General features: G+C 28.5%; 2 protein-coding genes and 1 pseudogene. All 3 read right to left on the reverse strand.

What is annotated here, in order from left to right; all coding sequences use genetic code 11:
- Positions 1 to 414: 414 nt before the first annotated feature.
- Positions 415 to 918 (reverse strand): hypothetical protein, encoded by a 504-nt coding sequence (locus tag H6F32_RS20140; protein WP_190371043.1) that lies wholly within the window; start codon positions 916 to 918, stop codon positions 415 to 417.
- On the reverse strand, positions 915 to 2147 hold the full coding sequence (locus H6F32_RS20145; RefSeq protein WP_190371044.1) for an AAA family ATPase: 1233 nt from the start codon (positions 2145 to 2147) through the stop codon (positions 915 to 917). Before H6F32_RS20145 ends, H6F32_RS20140 begins: the two co-directional genes overlap by 4 nt.
- Before the next feature lie 179 nt (positions 2148 to 2326).
- Positions 2327 to 2499 (reverse strand): annotated as a pseudogene (locus H6F32_RS20150) (photosystem II q(b) protein); the annotation flags it as partial.

Here is a 2499-nt window from a genome sequence, read left to right on the forward strand (position 1 = left end):
CTCAATGATAAAACCTATATATAGTAAGGTTTACAGGCTTTATTTTTTCGTAAACTTTTTTGTAAATCTACTCTTAATATTGTAACAATGTCTTCTTTTTAGGAAAATACTGGTAATAATAGCAACAGAGTTATTACTTATGGTCGGGGGCCTACTATTGTACCGACTTATGACTGTTTTAATAGGTGTAGTTATTGTAATTTCCGTGTTGAATCTGGTACTAGTGCAATGATAATGTTAATAATGATAATGTTAATATAGTTAATATAGCTAATGTGCAGCACTCACTGTTTTTTTAAAAAAACCTGAAGTTACAGTAGCACAAGCATCTTGCTTGTATTAATTATTCAAGTTAAAGGAACAACAGCTTATTAGACATCTCCAGAAAAGAATTTAGAAAAGTCGAATTTTAATCTAAGAAAGTTTTATAGTGTTTTGGATGATTAATCTAAAACCTGTTTCCTTCTTAAATGTCTGCATTCTTGTAATTTGTGAAGACTGAAAATGAGGTTTTTTGCTATTAGCTATATATGCAATTATAGATTTATAAATGGCTAGATCATGATTACTTATAAAAACACTAATTGTACTTTTTAATTGATCCACTCCTTCCTTAATCCAAACACTATTTCTATACTTTCTCGTTTTTAATTCTACAAAAATAAGATTATTGTTGTAAGTCAGCATACCATCACAACGATTATCCATTGTACCATCTGATCTAAGAATTTTAATACAATTATCAATAGCCGTAAATATCACATCTATTTCTTGATTATTTTCAACAATAGCGATCCATTTGCTATAATCATCAATATTAATATAAGCAGGATTTTCTGAAGGTGAATCATCGCAAATTCCAAATTTAGGCTGATTTGTTTGACTTTGACAATTAGCATCAAAAAAATTTATAATCATATTTGTTCCTCAATTTCCAGTAAATTATCAAAAAGGTTATTAGTCTCTGCTAAGAAAGTATTAAGATAATTTTCATCAGAAGGTAATCCCTCATAATTAGAAAGTTCGATAATTTCTCCTGTTTCTGTTAATTCATATACAATTGAATACTCATCAGATATACAAGATGCTTGAGGAACAATATTTTCTAGTTGTTCCTTGAGTAAATTGTTGTTTGGTAAATCTATAATTTTCTGTAAAACTTTATATCCCTTTATTGCTAATGTCAGATAATTAATAATGTAAGGACTATGAGTAGTAAGAATTAGTGTATTACCTTCTGTCATATTCACAAATTCTAATAATTTATATAAAATATTTTTTTGCGATTGTGGAAAAAGATTTTGCTCTATTTCTTCCACAATATTTAAAAAACATTCATTTTTGTATTTAGAAGATAACAATTCCAAAGCAGCTTTTTTAAGTTCTTCAGAAAGATTATCATTATTTAATATTTTCTCAATTTCCATTTTTAACCTTTTTTGTTCCTCTCCACTCAGTTCACTTTGTGAAGAATCATGATTTTCACTAATAGATAAAGCAATATTTCTAGAAACTAAAAATAAAGGAATAAAAGATTGAAAACCACTTGAGGATTCAGAAATATTTAATTTGTAATTACTGCCTATAATATTTAAAGTATTATTTTTCTGATCAAATTCCAACTTTATATTACCCACTGGTAAAGTCAAACTGCCAGATAATTCCTGTTGAGAACGTTCTAATTCACCAAAAAAAGCAGATAATGATTGAGGCAATCCTTTTAATTTTTCTGCCCGTTTAACTACACTAAAAAAATTTCTCTCTGATGGTACATACATAATTTTAGGCAAAATATACTTTTGGCTATTATTATTTGAACCAGATAATTTTCCATTGACATAATTAAAAGTATAAGCATTACCACGATATTCTATTTCTGTGTCTGGTAAAAAATAATTTTTTAAGTTTTGATAGCTACAATATGTATTCACGAAACGATTACGACTTGTTACATACTTCATTTCTAAATTCCCACGATATAACTGTTTTTCCAACCAACTAAATGTTGAAATTAACTTAGCAATGCTACTTTTCCCAGTTCCTTGATTGCCAATAAAAACAGTAATTTTGCGAATATCTATAAATCTATCATTTTCTATAAAACCCGATTTAATCGGTCCAAAATTTTTAACTTTTATTTGACTCATAATAAATACTTACTGCATTTGCTTAGTTTAGTGAAAGTACAAATCTTATAACTATAGAACTATAGCATTATAATTTATAATTCAAACTTTGATTTAATATTTAATAATTTATTTTCCCAAAACAAAAAACGCCCTCCATCAGGAGAGCGTTTTTTTCATCTATCTAAGTTATCTAAATCTTAACCGTTGATAGCAGGAGCAGTCAAGGCTACAGGAGCAACTTCGCCAGCAGCTAAGTCTAAGGGGAAGTTGTGAGCATTACGCTCGTGCATTACTTCCATACCTAAGTTAGCGCGGTTAATAATGTCAGCCCATGTATTGATTACACGACCTTGAGAGTCAATGATAGATT

Source organism: Anabaena sp. FACHB-1237, assembly GCF_014696225.1.
Taxonomy (GTDB): Bacteria; Cyanobacteriota; Cyanobacteriia; order Cyanobacteriales; family Nostocaceae; genus FACHB-1237.

Excerpts from the sequence above, each read along its gene's own strand:
- H6F32_RS20145 (WP_190371044.1), bottom strand. The coding sequence starts at position 2,147 with ATGAGTCAAATAAAAGTTAAAAATTTTGGACCGATTAAATCGGGTTTT.
- H6F32_RS20140 (WP_190371043.1), bottom strand. The coding sequence starts at position 918 with ATGATTATAAATTTTTTTGATGCTAATTGTCAAAGTCAAACAAATCAG.